Genomic DNA, 22392 nt, shown 5'->3' on the forward strand with positions numbered 1-22392 from the left:
CATTGCAAGTTTCATGCCAGCCTTTAGGGCATCCGGGCCGGAGATTAGTGTTTAAAACACAAGAAAACACTAAAGGCCGGTGGCAAAAATAATCAGCCGGGGTTAAAAGCCCCGGCCCCATCGTCCCCGCCCGGCTTAAGTTTCCTGGAGAAATTGAACCACAAAGGCTATCTCACCGGTAGGGATAGTTATATTAAAATTTTTTTCCAGGCCGGCCATGGCTTCGGCTACTGCCAGCCATTCCCGCGGGTAGCGTCTTTTTATCTCCTCTTCCCCCGGCCAGAAACTGCCCTGTTCGCCGGCCTGCAGCCTTTCTACCAGGCAACTCAAATGGACGATCAGGTTAATTTTATGGTGCGGCAACAGCCGGCGCCCAAGGCTCTGGCTGAGTTGCCGGGTGATTTGTGAACAAAGATCTAGCATCTTGCCAGGCTCCAAAAAACGCAGGTACTGGGCCAGGACCGCCTCCAATTCCTGAGGTGTAATATCCTGCTCTCTAGCTGGTAACTGCAATAGTTCCTGCAAACGCCAGCGGCCCTGCCCCAGCAGCCATTCCTCCAGGGAAATAAAGGGTACATCCGGGATTTTCAGGTCAACGCTACCGATCACGGCTACCAGTTTCCCTTTTCCTTTCAAAGCCTGCCATCCCATACCGCTGCCGGTTACCTGGCCGTTCATATTAACCGTAACAATATTTATCTCCTCCCTATCCCCCAGCCATTCCCGGATCATGGCCTTGATCCGGCGGGCCGCCCCTTCCCCTGTCAGGCAGGTGGCTACGATGATTTTATTCCCCTGCCCTTCCAGGGGCCAATATTCTTCCAGGTAATGATACTTTCCTATTTCTGCTACCAGTTCATGCAGGGGAAACCTGCTGGCTTTACGCACAGCCTCGATAACCATCGCCGTCGTGACATTATCCAGAACGTGAATTTTAAGACCCGTCCGTTTGGCAATTATTTCACCCCAAGAAATTAAAGGCTCCATATCTACCAGCAGGAGTACACCCCTTCCTCTATCAGCCTGGCGGACCACCCTGGTGGCTTCAATCAGCCACTGCTGCGGTTCGCCCTCCAGGGGTATATCCAGGGCCAGGGCCGCATTGGTACCTACCAGTTTATTGGCTACTTCCGCCATGCTGGTAGCCGTGCGGCTGCCGTGGGCCATGACGACGACGCCCACCGGTTCCCCTGCCGGTTCTTTTCCCTGCCTGCCTGCCCGGAACAACATGGCCAGAAATCCCGCTTCATCCGGCGGGAGGGCAAGGTTTAATTTCTTTTCAATCAAAGCCATGACTTTCCGGGCGACTTCTATCTCCCGGGGGTATTCCTTTTGAATTTCCTCCAGGTAGGGGTTGACAATTTCCTGGCCGGCCTTTAACCGCTGCCGGCAGGCGTTGAGATGCAGGGCCAGGGCCAGGAAAGTACTGGTGTCGACCTGCCCCGGCAAGTCTTCCCTGGCTATTTTAACGGCCTCCTGGGCCAGGGCGATGATATCCTGGCCAACCAGGCGCGCCAGCCGTAACCTGGCATTTTTCCAATCCTGGACCGTCTCTTTCAGGTAGCGGTGATAATATTCTTCTAGGGCCTGCCGGGACCGCTTCCATTGAACTTCATTGTTTATACCCTCAACCCCGTTAGCTTCCCTTTCTTTCTCCAGTAAAGTATAAAGGTCTGGTACCTGGCAAGCCGCGGTAACCCCGGCTTCATCAGGTTCAATATACCATTCCTCTTCCAGGACCAGCCCGGCCAGTTCCTGGAGGTAGTTATCTCCAGCAGCAGAGCGTGGCTGAACATGGGGCGGCAGGCTGGCCGCTGTAATAACTACTTCCCTGGTCCCCTTGCTGGTGGCATCCAGGAAGGCACGGGCACAGGTTAAACGGATATCGTTAAATAGCTGGCCAATATTTCCCGGACAATCATAGAGGAGCAGGGCGCGGATGGCATCAGCAGTAACCTTTAAAGGCCGGCCAATTTGCCGGCTTTCGCCCGCCAATAGTTGCTTTAGAAGCAATAACCTTTCGGCCAGGGGGCGCTCGGCCAGGGCCGGGATGTTGATCACTACCGGAAAACGCCGGTAAAAGGTAGCCAGTAAGGAAGAATGGGGGTCGGCGGTGGTGGCGCCGATAACCAGGGTGGTGCAGGAACGGTAGCTCCCGGTTTCTCCTAAACGCCGGTACTGGCCGTTATCCATTAAATAAAAGAGCATTTCCTGGCCTTCCGGGGGCAGGCGGTGGATCTCATCCAGGAAGAGGATACTCTTGTGGGCGGCATCTACCAGGCCGGGCTTTTCCTGGGCGGCCCCGGTGAAGGCGCCTTTAACATGGCCGAAGAGCTGGCTCATGAGCAGCTGGGGATTGTGGGCATAATCGGCGCAGTTGAAAGAGACCAGCTGGGCCTGGCCGGTAACTCGCCCCAAAGTTTGGGCGTACCTGAACATAGTCCGGGCAAAAAGGGTTTTACCGCTGCCGGTAGGGCCGATAAGGAGGGTATGCAGGCCGTGGGGCGGGTAAAGGAGGGCGGCCCGGGCCTGCTCCACGGCTACCTTGAGGCTTGAATTCCAGCCCAATAGACTGGTAAAAGGATTCATTTCGATTTCCTGGACTGCCATCCTTCCGGTATCTTCCCTGCCATTCCTGGCCTTACTCTCTTCCCAGTATTGCCTGGTGACAAACCTTACCGGCCGGCCGGGAAATTTAACCACCAGCCCTTCCTTGACCAGGTAATTAAGGTCGCCGCTGGCATTGCTACGGATTATGCCTGCCTCCCGGGCCACTTCTTGCGCCGTAAAGCCAATTTCCAGTTGACCTGCCGGCGCCTTTTCCCGGCAGAGCCTGGCCAGGGCTAACAATACTTTTTTCTTGCGTTCCATTATCCCCCGCTCCTCACCCTAAAACACTTTAAAACACTATTATAATGTATAATGTAGCTTATTTTCAGGCTGAGAGCAAGAACATTTTGAAATAAACGGGAGAACTCAAGTAAGGAAAAGTCACTGGTAAACTTTCACATCCCCGTAAAAAATGGTATAATTATCGTGGTGAAAAAGTTGAAAGAGTGACCGAAAAAGATTTTCCTGAAGCTGGTAAAAGGGCAGGAGATATCCGTTGAGGTTACCGGCTTTTTTAAAAAAGTATTTTTGGGACGTATCCTTTGACAGCCTGGATAGTTGGAATGAGTCATATTTTATCCTCGAGCGATTGCTGGAATATGGGGATACTAGAGCCATCCGGTGGGTTATGAGACAGTACAGGGATGAAGAGCTCCTGGAAGTAATCAAGACGAGCCCTAGATTGTCCGCTAAAACCGGCAACTTCTGGCGCTGTTACTACCATTTGCAGGAGGATGACCTCAGGTGTTTACGTCCGCCCTCCCACCGCAGGGACAGGAGGCACTGGAATTATTAAGCTCTACCGGTTTACTGCAAAATTTTTACCTGGCCGGTGGCACGGCCCTGGCCTTACACCTAGGACATCGCCTTTCGGAAGACCTGGATTTCTTTTCGCCATCTCCTGTAGATACTTTAATGCTTAAACAAAGGCTCGATGAGTTGGACGACTTTCAGTTATTGGGGGAAAGGTGGGGCACCTTGCACGGGATTTTCCGGGGAACTAAAGTTAGTTTTCTGTATTACCGGTATCCCCTTCTCTTTCCCATTGCTACGTTCAGGGGTTGCCCGGTGGCATCCCCTGAAGATATTGCCCCTATGAAAATAGAAGCCATCGCCTCGCGGGGCAGTAGAAAGGACTTTTATGACCTGTATTTTATTGCCCGGGAAATTGCCGACCTGCGCCAGTGCTTGGAATTCTACAAGCGCAAGTTTGCAGGGACCAACTTTAACTTGTATCACGTGCTGAAAAGCCTGACCTATTTTGCCGATGCCGAAAGGGAAAAAGAACCGGTACTCCTGCGCCGGGTAAGCTGGAACCAGGCTCCTGTTTTATATACCCGTACGGGAAAAGCGCCGTTACAACCAAAAGTTTTCCCTGGCATAATAATAGAACTGGAGATAATATTTTTTGAGGCAGCCGTTCTGTAATAATTTAGAGATTTCCCAGCCAGGATAAAAAAACCCGGACCTGTTATTAAAGTCCGGGCGCTATTATATGCTGTAGATTCCCGCAAGAATCTTCCTGGCCCGCTCCAGGGCCTTAGCTACAGCGGCGGGGGCGGGACCGCCGGGGAGGTCGCGGCCCTGCACGCAGGCTTCTACCTTGATGCGGCTAAAAATATCTTCCGAGAAATAAGGTGAAAAGGACTGCCACTCGGCTAAAGTGAGGTCCTCAAAGGACTTGCCCTGTTCCAGGCAGTGCAGCACCAGAGACCCCACCACGGCGTGGGCCTCGCGGAAGGGTAAACCTTTGCGCACCAGGTATTCGGCCACGTCGGTGGCAGCGGCAAACCCCCGGGCCGCCTCTTCCCGCATCCGCTCAACCCGGAATCTGGCCGTGGCCAGCATGGGGGTGAAGACCATGAGACACCCCTTCACCGTATCCAGGGCGTCAAAGAGGGCTTCTTTATCCTCCTGCAGGTCCTTGTTGTAGGCCAGGGGTAAACCTTTCAGGACCGCCAGCATGCCCATGAGGTGGCCGTACACCCGGCCCGTCTTCCCCCGCACCAGTTCAGCCACGTCAGGGTTTTTCTTCTGGGGCATCATGCTGGAGCCGGTGCTGTAGGCGTCGTCCAGCTCGATAAAGCCGAATTCCTCGCTGGACCAGAGGATTATTTCTTCGGCCAGGCGGCTTAAGTGCATCATGATGAGGGAAGCTGCCGCCAGGAATTCCACCACAAAATCGCGGTCGGCCACAGCATCCAGGGAGTTGGCGCTGATCTCTTTAAAGCCCAGTTCCCGGGCCACCATCTCCCGGTCAATGGGGAGGGTTGTCCCTGCCAGGGCGCCGGCGCCCAGGGGCATGACATCTACCCGCGCCAGGCACCCGTCTAAACGCTCCTGGTCGCGGTAGAACATTTCAAAGTAGGCCAGCAGGTGGTGGGCCAGGGTGACGGGCTGGGCCTTCTGCAGGTGGGTATAGCCGGGCATGATGGTGTGCAGGTGCTCAGCCGCTAGGTCCACCAGGACCTTTTGCAGGCCGGCCAGGAGTCTTTTTACTTCTGGAATTTCTTCTTTTAAATACAGGCGCAGGTCCAGGGCCACCTGGTCGTTGCGGCTGCGCGCCGTGTGCAGCTTTTTCCCGGCCTCGCCGATCCGTTCCGTGAGCAGCTTTTCTATGTTCATATGGATGTCTTCAGCGCCCACATCAAAGGTTACCCGCCCGGCCTCTATGTCGGTCCGGATTTCCTCCAGCCCTTTAATAATGGCCTCGCCCTCGGCCGGGGTAATGAGCCCCACCGCTGCCAGCATCCTGGCATGGGCTATCGACCCGGCAATATCCTGCCGGTAAAGGCGCTGGTCGAAGCTGATGGAGGAATGAAAGTCCTCCACCAGCCGGTCGGTAGTCCTGGTAAAACGTCCGCCCCAGAGCTTCATTTTAAGCCTGCCTTCTTTTCCATCAAGGCCCGAACCCTCAAAGGCAGGCCGAAGAGGTTGATAAAGCCGGTGGCATCCTTGTGGTCGTAATCGCCGCCGGCGCCGAAGGTCACCAGGTCTTCGCTGTAGATGGAGTAGGGTGATTTAACTCCTGCCGGAGTACAGTTACCCTTGTACAGCTTCATGCGCACGGTGCCGGTGACCGTTTCCTGGGTGCTGTCCACAAAGGCGTCCAGGGCCTTTTTCAGGGGCGAGAACCAGTTGCCGTCATAGACCAGCTCGGCGTATTTGGCGGCCACAATTTCCTTGAAGTGCATGGTCATGCGGTCCAGGGTGAGGGCTTCCAGCTCCCGGTGGGCAAGGTGAAGGACGGTACCGCCGGGGGTTTCATAGACGCCCCGGGATTTCATGCCCACCAGGCGGTTTTCCACCATGTCGGCGATGCCGACGCCGTTGGCCGCCGCCAGGTCGTTCAATTTTTCCACCAGGGTTACGGCGTCCAGCCTTTCCCCCTCCACGGCCACCGGGATGCCCTTTTCAAAGTCAATAGTCACATAAGTGGGTTTATCCGGGGCCTGTTCCGGCGGGGTAATGATTAAATAGAGGTCGTCCTGGGGTTCGTTCCAGGGGTTCTCCAGGTCGGCGCCTTCGTGGCTCAAGTGCCAGAGGTTGCGGTCCATGCTGTAGGGCCGGTCCTTGGTGACCGGTACCGGGATGCCCCGGGCGGTGGCATAGTCAATGGCCTCTTCCCGGGAGCGAATGTTCCAGAGGCGCCAGGGGGCAATGACCTTCAAATTGGGGTTTAACGCTTTAACTCCCAGTTCAAAGCGCACCTGGTCATTACCCTTGCCGGTAGCGCCGTGGGCCACGGCAGTGGCGCCTTCCTTCTCCGCCACCTCTACCAGGCATTTGGCAATAAGGGGCCGGGCGAAGGAGGTACCCAGGAGGTACTTGCCTTCATAAATGGCCCCGGCTTTTAAAGTTGGCCAGATGTACTCTTCGACAAACTCCCGTTTTTTGTCGAGGATGTAAATCTTGCTCGCCCCGCTCTTGATGGCCTTTTCCTCCAGGGGCGCCAGTTCCTCTCCCTGGCCGAGATCAACGGCCAGGGCAATAACTTCGTAGCCGTAGGTTTCTTTGAGCCAGGGGATAATAATGGAAGTATCCAGCCCGCCGGAATAGGCGAGGACTACCTTTTCCGCCACAATAAAGACTCCTTTCTCACTGGTAAAATAGCCTGTGTTATCGACCAGCAAACCTACATCAATGCTGCCAGAATGGCCTTATGGGCGTGGAGGCGGTTTTCGGCTTCGTCAAAGACGGCCGACTGGGGACCGTCGATCACTTCGTCGGTAATCTCTTCGCCCCGGTGGGCCGGCAGGCAGTGCATGACCATGGCGTCAGGTTTGGCCCGTTTTAATAGTTCGCTGTTAAGCTGGTATTTCTGGAAGGCCTGGCGCCGCTTTTCCGCCTCGGCTTCCTGGCCCATGCTGGCCCAGACATCGGTATAGAGGATATCGGCCCCCTCCACTGCTTCCCGGACATTATTGGTAACGGCTATCTGGCAGCCGTTATAGGCGGCTATGCGCCGGGCTTCTTCTACTACCTGGGGCAGGGGTTCATAGCCAGACGGGCAGGCGATGGTCACATTGAGGCCCACTCTGGCCCCGCCGTACATGAGGGAATGGGCGACGTTATTGCCATCACCGATAAAGATGAGATTTAAACCCTTAAGCTCCCCCTTCCACTCGCGGATGGTCATGATATCCGCCAGGGCCTGGGTGGGGTGGAGAAAATCCGTCAGGCCGTTGATGACGGGGATGGTGGCGTGGGCCGCCAGTTCCTCCACCTCCTGGTGGGAATAGGTGCGGATCATAATGCCATCCAGGTAACGGGACAGGACCCGGGCCGTATCGGCAATGGTTTCTCCCCGCCCCAGCTGCAAATCGTCCTTGGTCAGGAAAAGGGGATAGCCGCCCAGCTGGTACATGCCCACCTCAAAGGATACCCGGGTGCGGGTGGAACGCTTGGTAAAGATCATACCCAGGGTTTTGCCGGCAAGTATTGGGTGGGGCTCCCCCCTTTTTAGTTTGGCCTTGAGCTCGGCGGCCAGGTCCAGGAGATAAAAGATTTCTTCGGTGGTAAAGTCCTTCAGGGAGATGAAGTCGCGGCCTTTGAGGCCCTTTGCCAGGTCGTTCATTAAATGCATCTCCTTTCTATATAAACCCTGTCTCCCTTAATTCGCTCCTTGCCCCAAAACTTCCTGTAAAGCCTCCTTTAAAATAGCTATGGCCTGGTCGATTTCGTCCTTACTAATAGTCAGGGGGGGCAGGAAACGCAGGACGTGGCCGTGGAGGGAGTTGATTAATAAACCCCGCTCCTGGCAGGCGGCCACCACGGCATCAGCCGGGCCGTCAATTTCTATTCCCAGCAGGAAGCCGCGGCCCCTTACATCTGTTAACTGGGGAAATTCCCGGGCCAGCCTCTCCAGCTCCTGGTAGAAATATTCTCCCAGGACCCGGGCATTTTCCACCAGGCCCTCTTCCAGCAGGGCCTTAAAGGCGGCCACCCCGGCGGCCGTAGCCAGGGGATTACCGCCAAAGGTGGAGGCATGGTCCCCAGGGCCAAAGGCAGCGGCTGCCTTTTCTTTGGCCAGCATGGCGCCGATGGGCACCCCGCCGGCCAGGGCCTTGGCCAGGGTCATAATGTCGGGCTCCACCCCATAATACTGGTAGGCGAAGAGATAGCCCGTGCGGCCCAGGCCACACTGCACTTCGTCAAAAATAAGTAAAAGTCCTTCATCGTCGCAGAGGGCCCGCACCGCCTGGAGGTAATCTTTATTGGCCGCGTAGACGCCGCCTTCCCCCTGGACCGGTTCCAGCATGACGGCGCAGGTCCGGGGACCTACCGCTGCCCGCAGGCTGGCAAGGTCATTGAAGGGGACGTATTTAAAGCCTGCCGGCAGGGGAGCAAAACCGCGGTGGAATTTCTCCTGGCCGGTAGCCGTCAGGGTAGCCAGGGTACGGCCGTGGAAGGAACGGCGCATGGTAATAATCTCGTAGCTTTCCGGCCCCCGGTGTTCCTTGGCATACTTGCGGGCGAGTTTAATGGCCGCTTCATTGGCCTCCGCGCCGCTGTTGCAGAAAAAGACTTTATCCAGAGCTGAATTTTCCACCAGCAATTGCGCCAGCTCAACCTGGGGCTCAATCCAGTAAAGGTTGGAGCAGTGGATGAGCTTCCCCACCTGCTCCCGGACGGCCGCCACTACCCGGGGGTGGCAGTGCCCCAGGGAGTTAACTGCCAGGCCACTCACAAAGTCCAGGTACTCCCGGCCGTCGGCATCCCAGACCCGGGCTCCCTCACCCCGCACCAGGGCCAGGGGGTAGCGCCCGTAGGTACGCATCACATATTTTTCCCCCAGAGCGATAAGAGCCGCATTATCCATTTCCGGCACCTCCTGCCTCCGACTTTCGTTTTACCCCGGTACTACCATGGTCCCCACGCCGGTATCGGTGAATATCTCCAGCAAAATAGAGTGGGGTATGCGCCCGTCAATAATATGGGTTTTCTTAACGCCGCCCTCCAGGGCGCGGATGCAGCAGTTGACCTTGGGGATCATGCCGCCGGTAATAACGCCCTGCCGGATGAGTTCCGGCACCCGGCCAACCTCCAGGGCGGAAATTAAAGAGCCGGGATCATTGCGGTCCGCTAAAATCCCCTCCACATCCGTCAGGAGGACCAGTTTATCGGCCTTCAAAGCCACGGCCAGTTCTCCCGCTACCAGGTCGGCGTTGATATTATAGCTTTCACCCTCCGGGCCCACGCCGATGGGGGCCACCACGGGGATGTAACCTTCGGCGATGACAGTTTCAATAATGCCGGGATTGATCCTTTCCACCCGGCCGACAAAGCCCAGGTCCAGGTCAACCTCCGCCCCATCTTCCTGCTGGATATGGGCCAGCTGCTTCCTGGCTTCAATGAGATTGCCGTCCTTGCCGCAGAGGCCGATGGCCTTGCCACCGTAACGGTGGATATTGGTGACGATTTCTTTATTAATCTTCCCCACCAGGACCATTTCCACAATCTCCATGGTCTCGGCGTCGGTTACCCGCTGGCCCTGGATAAACTCCGACTGCTTGCCCAGGCGCTTGAGCATCCCGGTAATTTCCGGCCCCCCGCCATGGACAATCACCGGCCGCATGCCCACCAGGTGCATGAGGACGGCGTCCTGCATAACAGCCCTTTTCAGGTCGCAGTTGGTCATGGCATGGCCGCCATACTTGATCACTACCGTTTTGCCGTAGAACTGGCGGATATAGGGCAGGGCTTCGATGAGGATGCCCGTCTTTTCCAGGGGCGAAAGGGTCATCTTCCGGTCCCTCCTCTCCTTAAGTCCGGTAGGAAGCATTGATCTTCACATAGTCATAGGTCAGGTCGCAGCCCCAGGCGGTGGCTGTGGCCGTTCCCTGATTTAAATCCAGGGTAATGGTGATTTCCTCTTCCCGTAAGATGGCCGCCGCCTTCTCTTCACAAAATGGCAGGGGCTCGCCGTCCATGGCCATCTGCTCGCAGCCGGCCCGGCTTTCCAGGTAAATGTCCACTCTCTCCGGGTCAATCTCTGCCCCGGAGTAACCGGCAGCACAGAGAATGCGACCCCAGTTGGCATCGGCGCCAAAGATGGCGCTCTTCACGAGATTAGAGCCGGCCACGGTCCGGGCAACCAGACGGGCTTCAGCCTCGCTGGCCGCCCGCCGCACTTCCACAGTGATGAGTTTGGTAGCTCCCTCACCATCCCGGGCAATCAGGCGGGCCAGGTGACGGCAGACGTACTCCAGGCCGGCGCGGAAGGCGGCGTGATCTTCAATGGTCAGGGGGGCGTTGCCGGCGCAGCCATTGGCCAGGATAACGGCCATATCGTTGGTACTGGTGTCGCCGTCTACCGTTACCATATTGAAGGTCCGGTCTACCACTGCCCGTAGGGCCTGGTCCAGGTCGGGCTGTTCCATGGCGACATCGGTGGTCAAAAAGCAGAGCATGGTTCCCATGTTAGGGTGGATCATGCCAGAACCTTTGGCTATGCCGGCGATGGTTACCGTCGCCCCCCCGAGGGGCAACTGGACGGCAATTTCCTTCTTCCTAGTGTCGGTAGTCATAATAGCCGCCGCCGCATCGCTGCCGCCATCTACTGCCAGCTTTTCTACCGCTGCCCGGATGCCGGCGCTGATCTTATTCATGGGCAGGGGCACGCCAATCACACCGGTGGAAGCCACCACCACCTGCCAGGGTTCGCAGCCTATGGCTTCAGCCGTAATAGCTGCCATTTCCCGGGCATCCCGGTAACCTCGCTCCCCGGTGCAGGCGTTGGCATTGCCGCTGTTGCAGACAATGGCCCGGGCTATCCCGGTTTTGAGATGCTCTTTAGTAACTATCAGGGGTGCTGCCTTGACGCGATTCCTGGTATAGACGGCTGCCGCCGCCGCCGGTACTTCGCTGACAATCAGGGCCAGGTCCTTCTTTTCCTTTTTTAAGCCGGCATGGACACCGGCGGCCACAAAACCCTGGGGGGCGGTAATGCCGCCATCAACCTTCTGGATGTCTCCAGTCATCTCTTCCTTCCTCCAAAAATAACTCTATCGCAGGCTGGCATTGTCATACCCTCGCTGGTAGCAGCTCGTCGCCATGGGAGGCTCCTCCGTATTTAAGGACATAGTCCCGGTGCGGCCAGGGCAGTGGTCTCCGGGAAACCGCACATGAGGTTGAAGTTTTGCACCGCCTGGCCGGAAGCGCCTTTGGTCAGGTTGTCAATGGCGCTGGCGACTACCACCCGGCCGGTGCGGCCGTCCACCGCCAGGTTGATATGGCAGTTGTTGCTGCCATAGACCCAGCGGGTATGGGGCCACCTGCCGGGCGGCAGGAGATAGACAAAGGGTTCCCCGGCGTAAAAATCCTGGTATACCTGCCGGAGTTCTGCTTCCGTTGCCGGCCGGGCCAGGGTGGCATACATGGTGCTTAAAATCCCCCTGCTGATGGGCAGGAGGTGAGGGGTAAAGGATACCTTAACCTCCATCCCCGCGAGAGCGCTCAGTTCCTGCTCGATCTCCGGGGTGTGGCGGTGGCCGGCCACGCCGTAGGGGTTAATATTTTCATTGCACTCCACAAACAGGCTGGTAACTTTGGCCTCCCGGCCGGCCCCGGACACGCCTGATTTGGCATCGATAATAATGGTTGCCGGGTCGATATAACCGGCCTTGAGCAGGGGCGCCAGGCCTAGAATGACGCTAGTGGGGTAGCAGCCGGGATTAGCAACCACCCGGGCCTGACGGATGGCTTTTCTATGGATTTCGGGCAGGCCGTAAACGGCCCTGGCTGCCAGCTCAGGGTTACCGTGGGGGACTTTATACCATTCTTCGTAAGTTTTGGCCTCCCTGAAGCGCAGGTCGGCTCCCAGGTCGATGACCCTGACGCCTTTCTCCAGGGCCCGGGCGGCCACCGGCACGGCGTGGCCGTGGGGCAGGGCGATGAAGACCACTTCCACCCGTTCCAGGACCTCTTCCGGGGTTAGATCTGCACAGGGAAGGCCGGTATAGCCGGTGAGGGCCGGGTAAACGGCCGCCATATCCTCACCGGCATAACTCCGTGAGGTAAGGGCCACCAGCTCCACTTCCGGGTGCCGGCTTAAGATGCGCACCAGTTCGGCTCCGGTATAGCCGGTGGCGCCGATAATGCCTGCTTTGACCAAGGGTGGGAACCTCCTTGAGTGATGTTATAATTATACAATAGAAATGCATATTAATGCAATAGCAGGGTAAAATTTTACTTTATCTTAACATTGCATTGACAACAGTTGCCAAGAGGCATAAGATAAATGTTGGACTTTATACGCCGATAAATTCTGTCATACCGGTGCCCGGTGAAAAGGTGCAACCTGGAGGGGAAAGGAATTTATGTCCGAATGGCAGCGCAACCTTTATCTCCTGGTCATCATTCAACTGCTGGCGACAAGTACCTTCCAGATTGTCACTCCCTTTTTACCCTTCTTTGTTGCCGAGCTGGGGGTTACCGATCCCCGCTCCCTTAAAGCCTGGTCCGGTATCCTCGTTGGCGTCAACGCCCTTTTTTCCGGCTTGATGTCACCTTTCTGGGGTGCTCTGGCCGACCGTTACGGCCGCAAGGCCATGCTGGTCCGTTCAGCAGCCAGCGTTGCCATCTTTACTGTATTACCCGCCTTCGTTACCAGCGCCTATCAACTGTTAATCTGCCGCATCCTGATGGGTGTCTTCAGCGGCTTTTCCTCTGCTGCCCTGACCCTGGCCGCCAGTACCACCCCGGAAAACCGCCTCGGGTTTGCCCTGGGCTGGCTGCAAACCGGGCAGGTCCTGGGCCTGGTACTGGGACCTTTAATTGGCGGCGTCCTGGCTGATATTTTTCCCTTCCGGGTCGTCTTCATGCTGGCCGGGTTGCTGGCCATAACCGGTACCATCCTGGCGGCCACCCTGGTCCATGAAGACTTTCACCCACCTGTGCGGACAGCAGCCAAAACCACAGAAAAGAGCAGCTTGATCGGGCTGCTCTCCTGGCCGCTAACTATTTATAGCCTGTTTGTCGTTATCTTCCTGTCCCAGTTTGCCACGCGGGGGGTTGAACCCCTGATGCCCCTCTATGTGCGAGAACTATCTGCCGGGAGCTCCAATTTTAATACCCTGGTAGGCCTGGTGGTGGCGGTGACAGGGCTGGCCCAGGTAATAGCCGTCACCATCCTCGGTCGCCAGGCCCCTTACTGGGGCTACAAACGTTGCCTCCTGGCCTGCCTGGCCGGTTCGGCTTTGTTTTACTTCCCCCAGGCCCTTGTCGGCCAGGTTTTCCCCCTCATCAGCCTGCGTTTCTTCCAGGGCCTTTTCCTGGGGGGCCTGTTGCCCATGGCCAATTCCCTCATCGGCCTGTTTACCCCGCCTGAAAAACGGGGCCGGGTCTATGGCCTTACCCAGAGCGCTTTCTTCCTGGGCAACTTCTCCGGCCCCCTGGCCGGTGGCTTCTGGGCCGCCCTCTTTGGCCTGCGATCGGTTTTTTACGCCGCCAGTATCCTCCTGTTCCTCAATTTCATCTGGGTGTGGCGGGAAGTGCGGGAACCGCAAACAGCCTTAAAAATAAGCAGCGGCAAGTGAAGGATCGGCAACCTTCTAAGCCTTGCCTGCCAACAGGTCCAGGTGACCTTTTAAAACATAACCCACCCGGCCGCTTTTGGTCTTTACCCGCCAGTAAGAAGGTTCCCCCGGTTTTAACCAGGACAGCAGGTCCTCATCCTCCAGGACAGCTACCTCCTCCCCGGCCGCCAGATTAAGCCGGTCAGCATACTTATTTCCCTGGCGCTCTTTAAGGCTGGTAGCTTTATTTACCCTGCCTACGGCCATGACCATGGCCCCCCAGGCCGGTTCCCAGCGATAGGTGTGGGTTACCGTCCGGCTCTGGATTTTCGTCCGGGGACCGGTTGCTGCCGGGGCCGACCAGAGGGTCTGGCTGCTAATGGTTTTAATGGCCAGACGCCCCTCTTCCCGGGTAAAGTCCGTCGTCACCTGTTCGCTGACCCCCTGCCAGCCTTCGCCCTGGTCCAGCCATTTTTTATGCCAGCGTTCTTCATTGCCGGCAACTTTACGCCAGATTTCCTGCAAACCTTCCCCCTGCCAGGTATAAAGGGTATAAAAGCTGCTTAAAAAATAGGCACCGAAGCGCTCGTCCAGGAGTTCCCGGATTAAAATGGCATTGCGTCCGGCCTCCAGCTGGACCACCTTTACTTCCTGCAGCGGCAAGGTATCGATGCAGTCCAGCATTACCGGCTGGCTTCCCGGGGTGCTGAAGATACCCAGCAGGCCCCGGTCTTTGGATACAGTAACGCCAATAATTTTTTCCGTCCCTGCCGCCGGGGCAATATCTCCTTCAGCCTGCAGGTGATAGACCCCTGGCTTACGGCCTTCGGCCAGTTCCTTTAATATTTCCCTGCCTTCCTTGCTATTCTGGCCCATAACGGCCAGGGCCCGGGCTTCATAAACATTGACCTGCCCGCTTGCTGCCCGCTGCCAGAAGATAAAGGCTGCCACAGCCAGGATAATTAAGGCCCGTAACCAGCGCCAGCGATTATCCATGTCCCCACCCCCATCCTTTTAAATCTTTATGCACCAGGATGGCGGGTATGAATAGTGCTGGTAAATTCCTCTTTAATTCGCTGCAACAAATCCCTGTCAAGCATGACATCCGCTGCCGTCCAGGCCAGGGCCGTGGCAGCCAGGATTACAACCCGCCGCCCGGCCTCACCCCGGACTACCTGGGCAAACTGGCGGCTGTGGGGCACCAGCTTGCCAGCATTCAGGGAAAGGTAGGGGTGGATGGCCGGCACCACCTGGCTGACGTTCCCCATGTCCAGGGAACCGCGGCTAATGCTGGGGAAGCCGGAATCGATTACCCCCAGCTCTTTCACGTTGTCTCGCCAGGCTGCGGCCAGGGCGCGATTGGTCAGCATGGGTTCATAGGAAGGTTCGTAGTTGTGGTACCAGTAACGGCTGCCGGTTGCCAGGGCTGCCGCCGTGGCGCAATTTTCCACCCGCTCGATAACCTTATTTAAGGCCCCCCGGGTACGGGCCCGGAGGTAAAAGCGGGCCACGGCGCGTTCGGGAATGATGTTGGGCGAAGTCCCCCCCTCGGTAATAATGCCGTGGACGCTGGCGCCGTCTTTAAGGTAGGGGCGCAGGCTGTTGATATGATTGAATAACTGGATGACCGCTTCCAGGGCATTAATACCTTCCTCCGGGCTGGAGGCAGCATGGGCCGCCCGGCCCTCAAAAACGAATTCCAGGGCTTCCAGGGCCAGGGAGCTCACTTCCACGGTATTGGTATCCCCGGGGTGGAACATCATGGCCGCATCCAGGTCGTCAAGGGCGCCCTGGCGAGCCAGCACCACCTTGGCCCCCCGGGTTTCTTCGGCCGGCGTACCTAAAACGACAATGGTACCACGGAGTTCTTTAATTATGGTTGCTAACCCTAAGGCCGCCCCGAGGCTGGCAGCAGCTATCAGATTGTGGCCACAGGCATGCCCCAGCCCCGGCAGGGCGTCGTATTCGGCCAGCAGGGCCACCCGCGGGCCGGAACCGCCAGCCAGCTCGGCCCTGAAGGCAGTCGGCAGCTGGCACAGGGGCCTGGTAATCTTAAAACCCCGTTCCGCCAGGATACCTGTCAGCAGCTCTACGGCAAAAAACTCCTGGTTGCCCGGTTCCGGGTGATCATAAATAGCTTCGGCTACATTGATAATCTGTTCTTTTAAAGATGCAATGGCCCGGGCAATTCTTTCTTTGACGGCAAGCATATATAGACCCCTTGCAGTAGTAGATTAGATTTACGGCCAGGGGAAATAATACAACCTGAAGGAGGTACTCCCATGACCCTGGCAACCTGCAACCGGCATTGCTCCTATTTAAACGACGGTGCCTGTGAGCTGGCCGGGATCCTGGAGCAGGGCCAGCCCGTCCTTTGCCCTTACCGGCACCGGGAAACGGCCGCCCTTACCGGGGAAGTAAGCTTTCCGCCGGCCAGACTGCCCCGCAGCCTCGCAACTCCCCCTCATTACCGCTACCCCGGAACTAATCCAGTATGTACCGGCAGCCGCTCTTCCCAGGGGATCAGCGCCCCGCCGGAACCGGGTGTAAGCTAAAGGACCTGCTGCCCGTCAACCCTGAGCTGTGGCTGCAGGAGAATGCCGTCCAGGTGGCTGGGAGCTTCTACCTGGCCGCCAAAGGTACTGTTATCGCCTAGGGCAATATGCACGGTACCCCGGACCTTCTCATCTTCCAGGACGTTGCCTGTCAGCCTGGCCAGGGGATTTAGCCCTATGCCCAGCTCGGCGATGTTGCGGCTGGCCGGGCCATAGCGGGTGAAAATATCTTCTAGCAGGCGGGCTTCCCGGCCGCCGCCGACCGCAACGGCCTGCCCTGCTTCAACTTTAATCCGCAGGGGCTTCTCTAAAACGCCGATCCCGGCCAGGGCCCCGTCAATAACCAGCAGCCCCGCCGCCGTACCTTCCACCGGGGCAATATAAGCCTCCCCCGCTGGCAGGTTACCAAAGCTGCCCGGACGGCGGTAGAGGCCGGTATCGGGGTAACCCTGGCGGCCGGCAATACTAAAGGTAAGATCCGTCCCTGCCGGCGTCGTCAGGTGGACCTCCTGGCCACGGGTCAGAATGGCCGCATAATGCTCACAATCTGCGGCCAGGGCTGTATAATCGACGGCCAGGGTGCGTTCCAGCATATCGGCTGTAGCGCCGGGCAAGGAGGCTATGCGGGCGCCGGCTGCGTTAGCCTCCCGGCGGGCGCGGGTATGGGACAGGGATCTGGAGGTAGCCAGGACGGCGACCTGGCTTTGCCGCATGGCCGCCGCCACCATGGCCGGCGGTTCCTGGCCGTGGTTATCCCGCGGCAGCATGGTGATGATGGCCGCTTCGGCTTTTAACTCCCGGGCGGCCTGGAAGAAGGCATCACCAATGGTCTGGAGAACAGTATCGGTAACAACGAGGACTGTATCTCCGGCCCTGACCGCCAGGCACTCCGCAAGGGCCAGGCGGCAGGCTGAAGCTAGATCAGGCATGTTAACAACTCCTTCATAAATGGCTCTTTCGCAGGCTGGCTTTGTTTTCGCCGCGCTCCCTGGTCGTCAATCCCTTACAATGGCCAGCTCATTTCCGCAGGCGCGGCAGGCGCGCCCTGCCAGGCCCGGCAGGGAAACATGATAGCCCGTGCGGCGGATGACCAGCTCGCCACAGGCCGGGCAATAGGTGTTGCTGGCCTCCGGGTCGGCCACATTGCCCAGGTAAACATAATGCAAGTGCTGCCGGGCCATTTCCCAGGTGCGGCGCATGGTCGCCAGGGGCGTCGGCGGCGCCTGCAGGCGGTACTGGGGAAAGTAGCGAGAAAAGTGCAGGGGCGTATCTACTCCTAACTTATCCGCCACCCATTTTACCAGCTCAGCCAGCTCCTCCGGGTCGTCGTTTAAGCCGGTCACCAGCAGCGTGGTTATCTCCACATGGCTGCCGGCCGCAACTATCGCCGCCGCCGTCTCGAGGACGGGCCGGTAGTCGCCATGGACGACTTTACGGTAAAATTCCAGGCTGAAACCCTTGAAATCAATATTCCAGGCATCAATCCAGGGCAGGAGTTCGGCCAGGGGTTCCGGCCGGATAAAGCCGTTGGTTACCATGACATTCTTCAGCCCCGCTTCCCGGGCCAGCCGGGCTGTATCCAGGACAAACTCAAACCACACCAGGGGTTCGGAATAGGTATAGGCTATCCCCAGGCTGTCTACTTCCCGGGCCTTCAGGACCAGGTCCTCCGGGGTAATAGCTACCGTCTCCGGCTCTTCCTGGGCTATCTCCCAGTTCTGGCAGAACTCACAGCGAAAATTGCAGCCCACCGTCCCGGCCGAAAGGATGAGACTCCCGGGATAAAAATGATAGAGGGGTTTTTTTTCAATGGGATCCAGGGCCAGGGAGGAACAGCGGCCGTAGTTGCGGGTATAAAGGCGCCCCTCCCGGTTTTCCCGCACCCGGCAAATGCCCCGGCCGCCGGGGGCGATGACGCAGGTATGGGGGCAGAGGCGGCATTCCACCTTCTCCCCGGGTAACTTTACATAATATAAGGCTTCCGTAACGCCAGTCACCGGCTTATCTGCCTCCTGCCTCCGTTAATGGTAGCGTGTAACCTTAAATCTTTCTATTTGATATGGTTCATCGGGGCCGATGCCGCCCTTCTGGCGGGCAATGGCCACCTGCTCCTCGACGGTATCAATACCCTCCAGGTCGGGGAGGAGCAGTCCCCGCCGCCGGCCGCGGCTGACGATGACGCCGTAGACTTTGGGGTCCAGGTCCGCCAGGGTGGCCGGTTCGGGTTCGCTCAAAACGTCTACTGAATACTGGAGTTCCGGCAGTTCGTCTACTGTGACCGGGGGAAAACGGGGGTCTTCCAGGCCGGCTGCCAGGGCGTTGTAAATAATCTCCTCGGCCAGGTTGGTCCTGGTAGGGCCGATGGTACCGATACATCCCCTTAAGCTGCCGTGCTTCTTTATAGACACAAAAGCACCGGCCCGGCCGGCCAGTTCCGGGGGCAGGGGTTCGGGAACGGGCAGCACCTTGCCAGTCCGCAGGTAATACTCCAGGCTCTGGCGGGCCAGGCGCACCGGCAGCGACTCCGCTACCGGTTTCTTATCTTTAGCCAGCAGGCTCCGTTCTGGAGCTTCCCCTACAGGCTCCAGGTGGGCCACCAGGTAACCGACGCCGAAGGGGCCTTCGTAGGACAAAACTTCCCCCCGTACTTCATAGCCGTCCAGGGCCCCCAGGCCCATGATAAAGGAACGCAGGCCGCACTCGCCGGCTTTTTCCGCCAGTTCTTCCGGTATGGCCAGGATGCCCTCCACGTCCACGGCCGCAAGGAGCTCCTTCACCCTTGCATCAAAATCTTTTCCCCGGGGATCATACCCTGCCGGCGCCCCGGGCAACAGCCGGTGGGACAGATCACCGCTGGCCACCAGCAGGACCCGGTGCGGGCTGGCCGCAACCGCCCGGGCCAGGGCGGCACCAAAGGTATAGAGCTGCTGCCGCTGCAGGAAGGCCATGCCCATGGCTACCAGGGGGGTATCGATGCCTGCCTGGCGCAAAAAATAGAGGGGCACCATCATGCCGTGGTCCAGTTCCGGAGTTAAGCCGTAACGCCGGCAGGCGGCAGCGTCGAGCCAGGCCACCGGCAACCCGGCTTCCCGGGCTGCATCAGCTATGTCCCGGCTGAGCTCCAGGTCCAGGCGATAAGTAAACTTGACTTCCCCGGCTCTAAAGGCCGCCAGATCACCCTTTAGCTGCCCAGTGGCCCAAAGTCCTACAGCGTCGCGGAAAACCGGCCCGTGAGGGGAAATAATGACTACCACCTCCGGGCGGCGGGCGGCAAGTTTTGCTGCCAGTTCTTTAACCGCCGTAACTGTAGCAGTAATTCTGGCCACCTCGCCGCGCCCAACCTCCGGGACCATAACAGGTGGGTGGGGCATAAAGGCCACATCCAGTAACCGTCCCATACAATCACCCCTTTTTTAATATAGCCCGGCGCCCATCCTTTCATGTAACTGCTTCCAGCCCGGGTCTTCCCTTCAAAATTAACTTTACCACACCCACCAGCATTTTGACAGGGGGTGAAGGCCTGGCGCCATTTGCTATTGTGCCGGTGGCGGTAATTACGTTACAATAAAAGGGAATAAGCTGGCTAAGCGCACGCTGCTGTTTCCGGCAACCCGGTGGCAGGTTTAAATCAATTTGCCTTCCCGGAGGTGACAGGAAATGCCTCTTTTCATATCCCTGGTTGAACGGATGAGTGTAGTTATAACCCTGGCCTTTATCCTGAGCCGTTCCCGGACATTCCGGAAACTGCTCCAGGAGCAGGCCAGTTCTCACCAAAAATTACTTTTAATTCTGGTCTTTGGCCTGCTGGGGATCTTCGGCAGCTATGCCGGCATCCCCATCCAGGATGCCCTGGCCAACTCCCGGGTCATTGCCCCCATGGTCGGCGGGCTGTTTGGTGGTCCCCTGGTTGGTTTCCTCGCCGGGCTTATTGCCGGCGGCCACCGTTTTTTTATGGGGGGCTTTACGGCCCTGGCCTGTGGCGTTTCCACCACTGTCGAAGGCCTGCTGGGGGGCCTGGTGGCCCGGGCCTACCGCCGGCGCCCTTTGCCCTGGCCGGTGGCCTTTGCTGCCGGTTTTGTTGCTGAAGCCCTGCAGATGCTGATTATCTTAGCCCTGGCGCGGCCTTTTACCGCCGCCTGGAGCCTGGTCAAGGTCATCGCCTGGCCCATGATGCTGGTTAATGCCAGCGGTATTGCCCTGGCGGTAATCATTATCCAGAGTGTACTCCGGGAGCAGGAGCTGGCCGGCGCCGTCCAGGCCCAGAAGGCCTTAAAGATTGCCAACAAGACCTTGCCGTACTTACGCCAGGGTCTAAATGCGGATTCCGCCCGCCAGGCAGCCGCTATTATTATGGAAATTACCGGCCTGGAGGCTGTAGCCATTACCAGCGGCGATGAGATCCTGGCCCACGTCGGTGCCGGGAGCGATCACCACCGCCAGGGCCAGAAGGTCCTGACCAACGCCACCCGCCAGGCCCTGGACACCGGCAAAATCCAGGTGGCCCAGACGGGTGCAGAAATCGGCTGCCACCACCAGGATTGCCCCTTAAGGGCAGCCGTAGTTGTCCCCCTGGAGTCGCGGGGCAAGGTAATCGGCACCTTAAAGCTCTACCATACCCGGGCCAATGCCGTTGGCCCCCTGGACCTGGAGCTGGCCGCCGGCCTGGGCCACCTCTTCTCCACCCAGCTGGAACTGGCGGAAATTGACCGGCAGGAACAACTGGTTGCCAAAGCCGAAATCCGGGCCCTGCAGTCCCAGATCAACCCCCACTTTTTGTTTAATGCCCTGAACACCATCATGTCCGTCTGCCGCCTGGACCCGGAAAAGGCGCGGCAGCTCCTGGGCTACCTGGGGGACTTTTTCCGCCGCAACCTGCAGCACCCGGAGCGGCCGGTCACCCTGGCTACGGAAATTGAGTATGTACGTTCTTACCTGGCCATTGAGAAGGCCCGCTTCGGCTCCCGCCTGGAGGTAACCATTGATGTCGAGCCCGGAGTGGCCCATTACCTGTTACCGGCCCTGACCCTCCAGCCCCTGGTGGAAAACGCCGTCAAGCACGGCCTTTTACCCCGCCGGGAAGGAGGACAGGTAACCATCACCGCCCGGGAGGTAAACGGCGAGGCCCGGATAACAGTTAGTGACAATGGTGTGGGTATAGATTTAAACAAGGTAACCGGTTTATTAGCGGGTAACCAGGCCAATAGTAATAATGTTGGCCTGCTTAACGTCCACGAGCGCCTGCGCCTGCTCTACGGCCCGGAATATGGCCTCCGCTTTAGCCTGAATCCGGGAGGTGGTACGCGAGTGGAATTCTCCCTGCCCCGGCAGAGCCAGGCAGCTTTCAAGGAAGGGGTTGCCAGTTGATCAAGGCCCTCATCGTCGACGACGAAGAACCGGCCCGCCAGGAACTACGTTATTATATTGAACGGGATGCCAACTTTACGGTCTGCGGGGAGGCTGCCGGGGGCAGCGAGGCCCTGGAACTAGCCTCTTTCCTGCAGCCGGACGTTGTTTTCCTGGATATCGAACTCTGGGACCTGGACGGGGTAGAGGTGGCGCGGCTGCTTTTAAAGCAGCCCCGTCCCCCCTTAATCATCTTTGCCACTGCCTATGACGCCTACGCCATCGAGGCCTTTGAACTCAATGCTGTCGATTACCTGTTAAAGCCCTTCACGGCCGAAAGGGTGGCCACCACCCTGGCCCGGGTGCGCCAGTTGCTCCAGCAACATGAAACCCCACCCCTGGCCAGCCTCCTGCGCCACCTGGCGACCACCCGCAAGACTACCAAGGTGGCTGCCTGGAAAGAAGACCGGCTGCTGGTTATCGACCCGGGGGAAATTATCTATGCCGAAGCCCGGGGCCACCAGGTGCTCCTGAAAACTAACCAGGGCGCTTTGCGATTTCCCGGTACCCTGCAGGAACTGGAAGACAAGCTGGACAGGGGTTTCTTAAGGGTCCACCGCAGTTTTATTGTCAACCTTGACCTGGTGCGGGAAGTAGTCCCCTATTTCCACGGCACCTACCACCTGCTGCTCAAGGACCAGGAAAAAACCGAAATACCCGTCGGCCGCACCTATCTCAAGGACGTGCGGACTATCCTCGGCTTTTAAGTTCTCCCGGCGCCGTTCAGGCATCAATAGCGTCGTTGGGGCAATATTAATGGTTGCTTCCTCCCTCTGGCCTTAAAATTTTAAATAAATAATCAAACA

General features: G+C 58.1%; 19 protein-coding genes. 6 read left to right on the forward strand and 13 right to left on the reverse strand.

Annotation, left to right across the window (positions count from 1 at the left end; translation table 11 throughout):
- Nucleotides 1-135 precede the first annotated feature (135 nt).
- Nucleotides 136-2871, reverse strand: a complete 2736-nt coding sequence (locus tag MOMUL_RS00995; RefSeq protein WP_062280402.1) for a sigma-54-dependent transcriptional regulator — start codon at nucleotides 2869-2871, stop codon at nucleotides 136-138.
- A 235-nt stretch (nucleotides 2872-3106) separates the two neighbouring features.
- Here MOMUL_RS00995 and MOMUL_RS17750 point away from each other — a divergent pair, with 235 nt between their 5' ends.
- Entirely contained in the window at nucleotides 3107-3406 is a 300-nt protein-coding gene (locus tag MOMUL_RS17750) for a DUF6922 domain-containing protein (protein WP_407937680.1), read from the forward strand.
- Complete coding sequence (locus MOMUL_RS01005) at nucleotides 3355-4038, forward strand: nucleotidyl transferase AbiEii/AbiGii toxin family protein (protein ID WP_062280407.1); 684 nt, start codon at nucleotides 3355-3357, stop codon at nucleotides 4036-4038. Before MOMUL_RS17750 ends, MOMUL_RS01005 begins: the two co-directional genes overlap by 52 nt.
- Nucleotides 4039-4101: 63 nt before the next feature.
- On the opposite strand, the gene argH is transcribed toward MOMUL_RS01005, so the two are convergent.
- The 7 genes from argH to argC form a co-directional block, all read right to left on the reverse strand.
- Entirely contained in the window at nucleotides 4102-5487 is a 1386-nt protein-coding gene (gene argH / locus MOMUL_RS01010) for an argininosuccinate lyase (protein WP_062280410.1), read from the reverse strand.
- The gene (locus MOMUL_RS01015) at nucleotides 5484-6692 is read right to left on the reverse strand and encodes an argininosuccinate synthase (RefSeq protein ID WP_062281402.1); all 1209 of its coding nucleotides are present in this window, start codon (nucleotides 6690-6692) and stop codon (nucleotides 5484-5486) included. The genes argH and MOMUL_RS01015 overlap by 4 nt, the downstream gene beginning before the upstream one ends.
- 53 nt (nucleotides 6693-6745) lie before the next feature.
- On the reverse strand, nucleotides 6746-7687 hold the full coding sequence (gene argF / locus MOMUL_RS01020) for an ornithine carbamoyltransferase (RefSeq protein ID WP_062280412.1): 942 nt from the start codon (nucleotides 7685-7687) through the stop codon (nucleotides 6746-6748).
- Nucleotides 7688-7723: 36 nt separating this feature from the next.
- On the reverse strand, nucleotides 7724-8932 hold the full coding sequence (locus tag MOMUL_RS01025; protein ID WP_062280416.1) for an acetylornithine transaminase: 1209 nt from the start codon (nucleotides 8930-8932) through the stop codon (nucleotides 7724-7726).
- 30 nt (nucleotides 8933-8962) lie between these two features.
- On the reverse strand, nucleotides 8963-9856 hold the full coding sequence (argB, locus tag MOMUL_RS01030) for an acetylglutamate kinase (RefSeq protein WP_062280419.1): 894 nt from the start codon (nucleotides 9854-9856) through the stop codon (nucleotides 8963-8965).
- 19 nt (nucleotides 9857-9875) lie between these two features.
- Nucleotides 9876-11093: a bifunctional glutamate N-acetyltransferase/amino-acid acetyltransferase ArgJ gene (argJ, locus tag MOMUL_RS01035; RefSeq protein ID WP_062280422.1), complete on the reverse strand. Its 1218-nt coding sequence runs from the start codon at nucleotides 11091-11093 to the stop codon at nucleotides 9876-9878.
- A gap of 92 nt (nucleotides 11094-11185) precedes the next feature.
- Complete coding sequence (argC, locus tag MOMUL_RS01040; RefSeq protein WP_062280424.1) at nucleotides 11186-12226, reverse strand: N-acetyl-gamma-glutamyl-phosphate reductase; 1041 nt, start codon at nucleotides 12224-12226, stop codon at nucleotides 11186-11188.
- A gap of 205 nt (nucleotides 12227-12431) precedes the next feature.
- Between argC and MOMUL_RS01045 the strand changes: the two genes are divergently transcribed.
- Nucleotides 12432-13649, forward strand: a complete 1218-nt coding sequence (locus tag MOMUL_RS01045; RefSeq protein ID WP_062280427.1) for an MFS transporter — start codon at nucleotides 12432-12434, stop codon at nucleotides 13647-13649.
- Nucleotides 13650-13664: 15 nt separating this feature from the next.
- Here the strand turns inward: MOMUL_RS01045 and MOMUL_RS01050 are convergent, their stop codons facing one another.
- Entirely contained in the window at nucleotides 13665-14624 is a 960-nt protein-coding gene (locus MOMUL_RS01050; RefSeq protein ID WP_062280437.1) for an SH3 domain-containing protein, read from the reverse strand.
- A gap of 26 nt (nucleotides 14625-14650) precedes the next feature.
- Nucleotides 14651-15838 carry a M20 family metallopeptidase gene (locus MOMUL_RS01055; RefSeq protein ID WP_062280439.1) on the reverse strand — a complete coding sequence of 396 codons (1188 nt, stop codon included), beginning with the start codon at nucleotides 15836-15838 and terminating at the stop codon, nucleotides 14651-14653.
- Nucleotides 15839-15910: 72 nt separating this feature from the next.
- On the opposite strand from MOMUL_RS01055, the gene MOMUL_RS01060 reads away from it, so the two are divergent.
- Nucleotides 15911-16183, forward strand: coding sequence for a hypothetical protein (locus MOMUL_RS01060; RefSeq protein ID WP_062280440.1), 273 nt, complete (start codon nucleotides 15911-15913; stop codon nucleotides 16181-16183).
- On the opposite strand, the gene MOMUL_RS01065 is transcribed toward MOMUL_RS01060, so the two are convergent.
- From MOMUL_RS01065 to amrA, 3 genes are all read right to left on the reverse strand, one after another.
- Complete coding sequence (locus MOMUL_RS01065) at nucleotides 16180-17112, reverse strand: aminopeptidase (protein WP_062280443.1); 933 nt, start codon at nucleotides 17110-17112, stop codon at nucleotides 16180-16182. The two genes, MOMUL_RS01060 and MOMUL_RS01065, sit on opposite strands and share 4 nt — an antisense overlap.
- A 66-nt stretch (nucleotides 17113-17178) precedes the next feature.
- Nucleotides 17179-18180: an AmmeMemoRadiSam system radical SAM enzyme gene (gene amrS / locus MOMUL_RS01070; RefSeq protein WP_062280446.1), complete on the reverse strand. Its 1002-nt coding sequence runs from the start codon at nucleotides 18178-18180 to the stop codon at nucleotides 17179-17181.
- Between the two features lie 24 nt (nucleotides 18181-18204).
- Complete coding sequence (amrA, locus tag MOMUL_RS01075; RefSeq protein WP_062280449.1) at nucleotides 18205-19581, reverse strand: AmmeMemoRadiSam system protein A; 1377 nt, start codon at nucleotides 19579-19581, stop codon at nucleotides 18205-18207.
- Between the two features lie 259 nt (nucleotides 19582-19840).
- Between amrA and MOMUL_RS01080 the strand changes: the two genes are divergently transcribed.
- Both MOMUL_RS01080 and MOMUL_RS01085 read left to right on the forward strand, forming a co-directional pair.
- Complete coding sequence (locus MOMUL_RS01080) at nucleotides 19841-21547, forward strand: sensor histidine kinase (protein ID WP_062280450.1); 1707 nt, start codon at nucleotides 19841-19843, stop codon at nucleotides 21545-21547.
- Nucleotides 21544-22293 carry a LytR/AlgR family response regulator transcription factor gene (locus MOMUL_RS01085; protein WP_062280453.1) on the forward strand — a complete coding sequence of 250 codons (750 nt, stop codon included), beginning with the start codon at nucleotides 21544-21546 and terminating at the stop codon, nucleotides 22291-22293. Before MOMUL_RS01080 ends, MOMUL_RS01085 begins: the two co-directional genes overlap by 4 nt.
- Nucleotides 22294-22392: the final 99 nt, after the last annotated feature.

Origin of the sequence: Moorella mulderi DSM 14980, assembly GCF_001594015.1 — a bacterium.
Lineage (GTDB): Bacteria > Bacillota > DSM-521 > Neomoorellales > Neomoorellaceae > Neomoorella > Neomoorella mulderi.

Excerpts from the sequence above, each read along its gene's own strand:
- MOMUL_RS00995 (WP_062280402.1), bottom strand. The coding sequence starts at position 2,871 with ATGGAACGCAAGAAAAAAGTATTGTTAGCCCTGGCCAGGCTCTGCCGG.
- argH (WP_062280410.1), bottom strand. The coding sequence starts at position 5,487 with ATGAAGCTCTGGGGCGGACGTTTTACCAGGACTACCGACCGGCTGGTG.
- argF (WP_062280412.1), bottom strand. The coding sequence starts at position 7,687 with ATGAACGACCTGGCAAAGGGCCTCAAAGGCCGCGACTTCATCTCCCTG.
- MOMUL_RS01025 (WP_062280416.1), bottom strand. The coding sequence starts at position 8,932 with ATGGATAATGCGGCTCTTATCGCTCTGGGGGAAAAATATGTGATGCGT.
- argB (WP_062280419.1), bottom strand. The coding sequence starts at position 9,856 with ATGACCCTTTCGCCCCTGGAAAAGACGGGCATCCTCATCGAAGCCCTG.
- argJ (WP_062280422.1), bottom strand. The coding sequence starts at position 11,093 with ATGACTGGAGACATCCAGAAGGTTGATGGCGGCATTACCGCCCCCCAG.
- MOMUL_RS01045 (WP_062280427.1), top strand. The coding sequence starts at position 12,432 with ATGTCCGAATGGCAGCGCAACCTTTATCTCCTGGTCATCATTCAACTG.
- MOMUL_RS01050 (WP_062280437.1), bottom strand. The coding sequence starts at position 14,624 with ATGGATAATCGCTGGCGCTGGTTACGGGCCTTAATTATCCTGGCTGTG.
- MOMUL_RS01055 (WP_062280439.1), bottom strand. The coding sequence starts at position 15,838 with ATGCTTGCCGTCAAAGAAAGAATTGCCCGGGCCATTGCATCTTTAAAA.
- MOMUL_RS01060 (WP_062280440.1), top strand. The coding sequence starts at position 15,911 with ATGACCCTGGCAACCTGCAACCGGCATTGCTCCTATTTAAACGACGGT.
- MOMUL_RS01065 (WP_062280443.1), bottom strand. The coding sequence starts at position 17,112 with ATGCCTGATCTAGCTTCAGCCTGCCGCCTGGCCCTTGCGGAGTGCCTG.
- amrA (WP_062280449.1), bottom strand. The coding sequence starts at position 19,581 with ATGGGACGGTTACTGGATGTGGCCTTTATGCCCCACCCACCTGTTATG.
- MOMUL_RS01080 (WP_062280450.1), top strand. The coding sequence starts at position 19,841 with ATGCCTCTTTTCATATCCCTGGTTGAACGGATGAGTGTAGTTATAACC.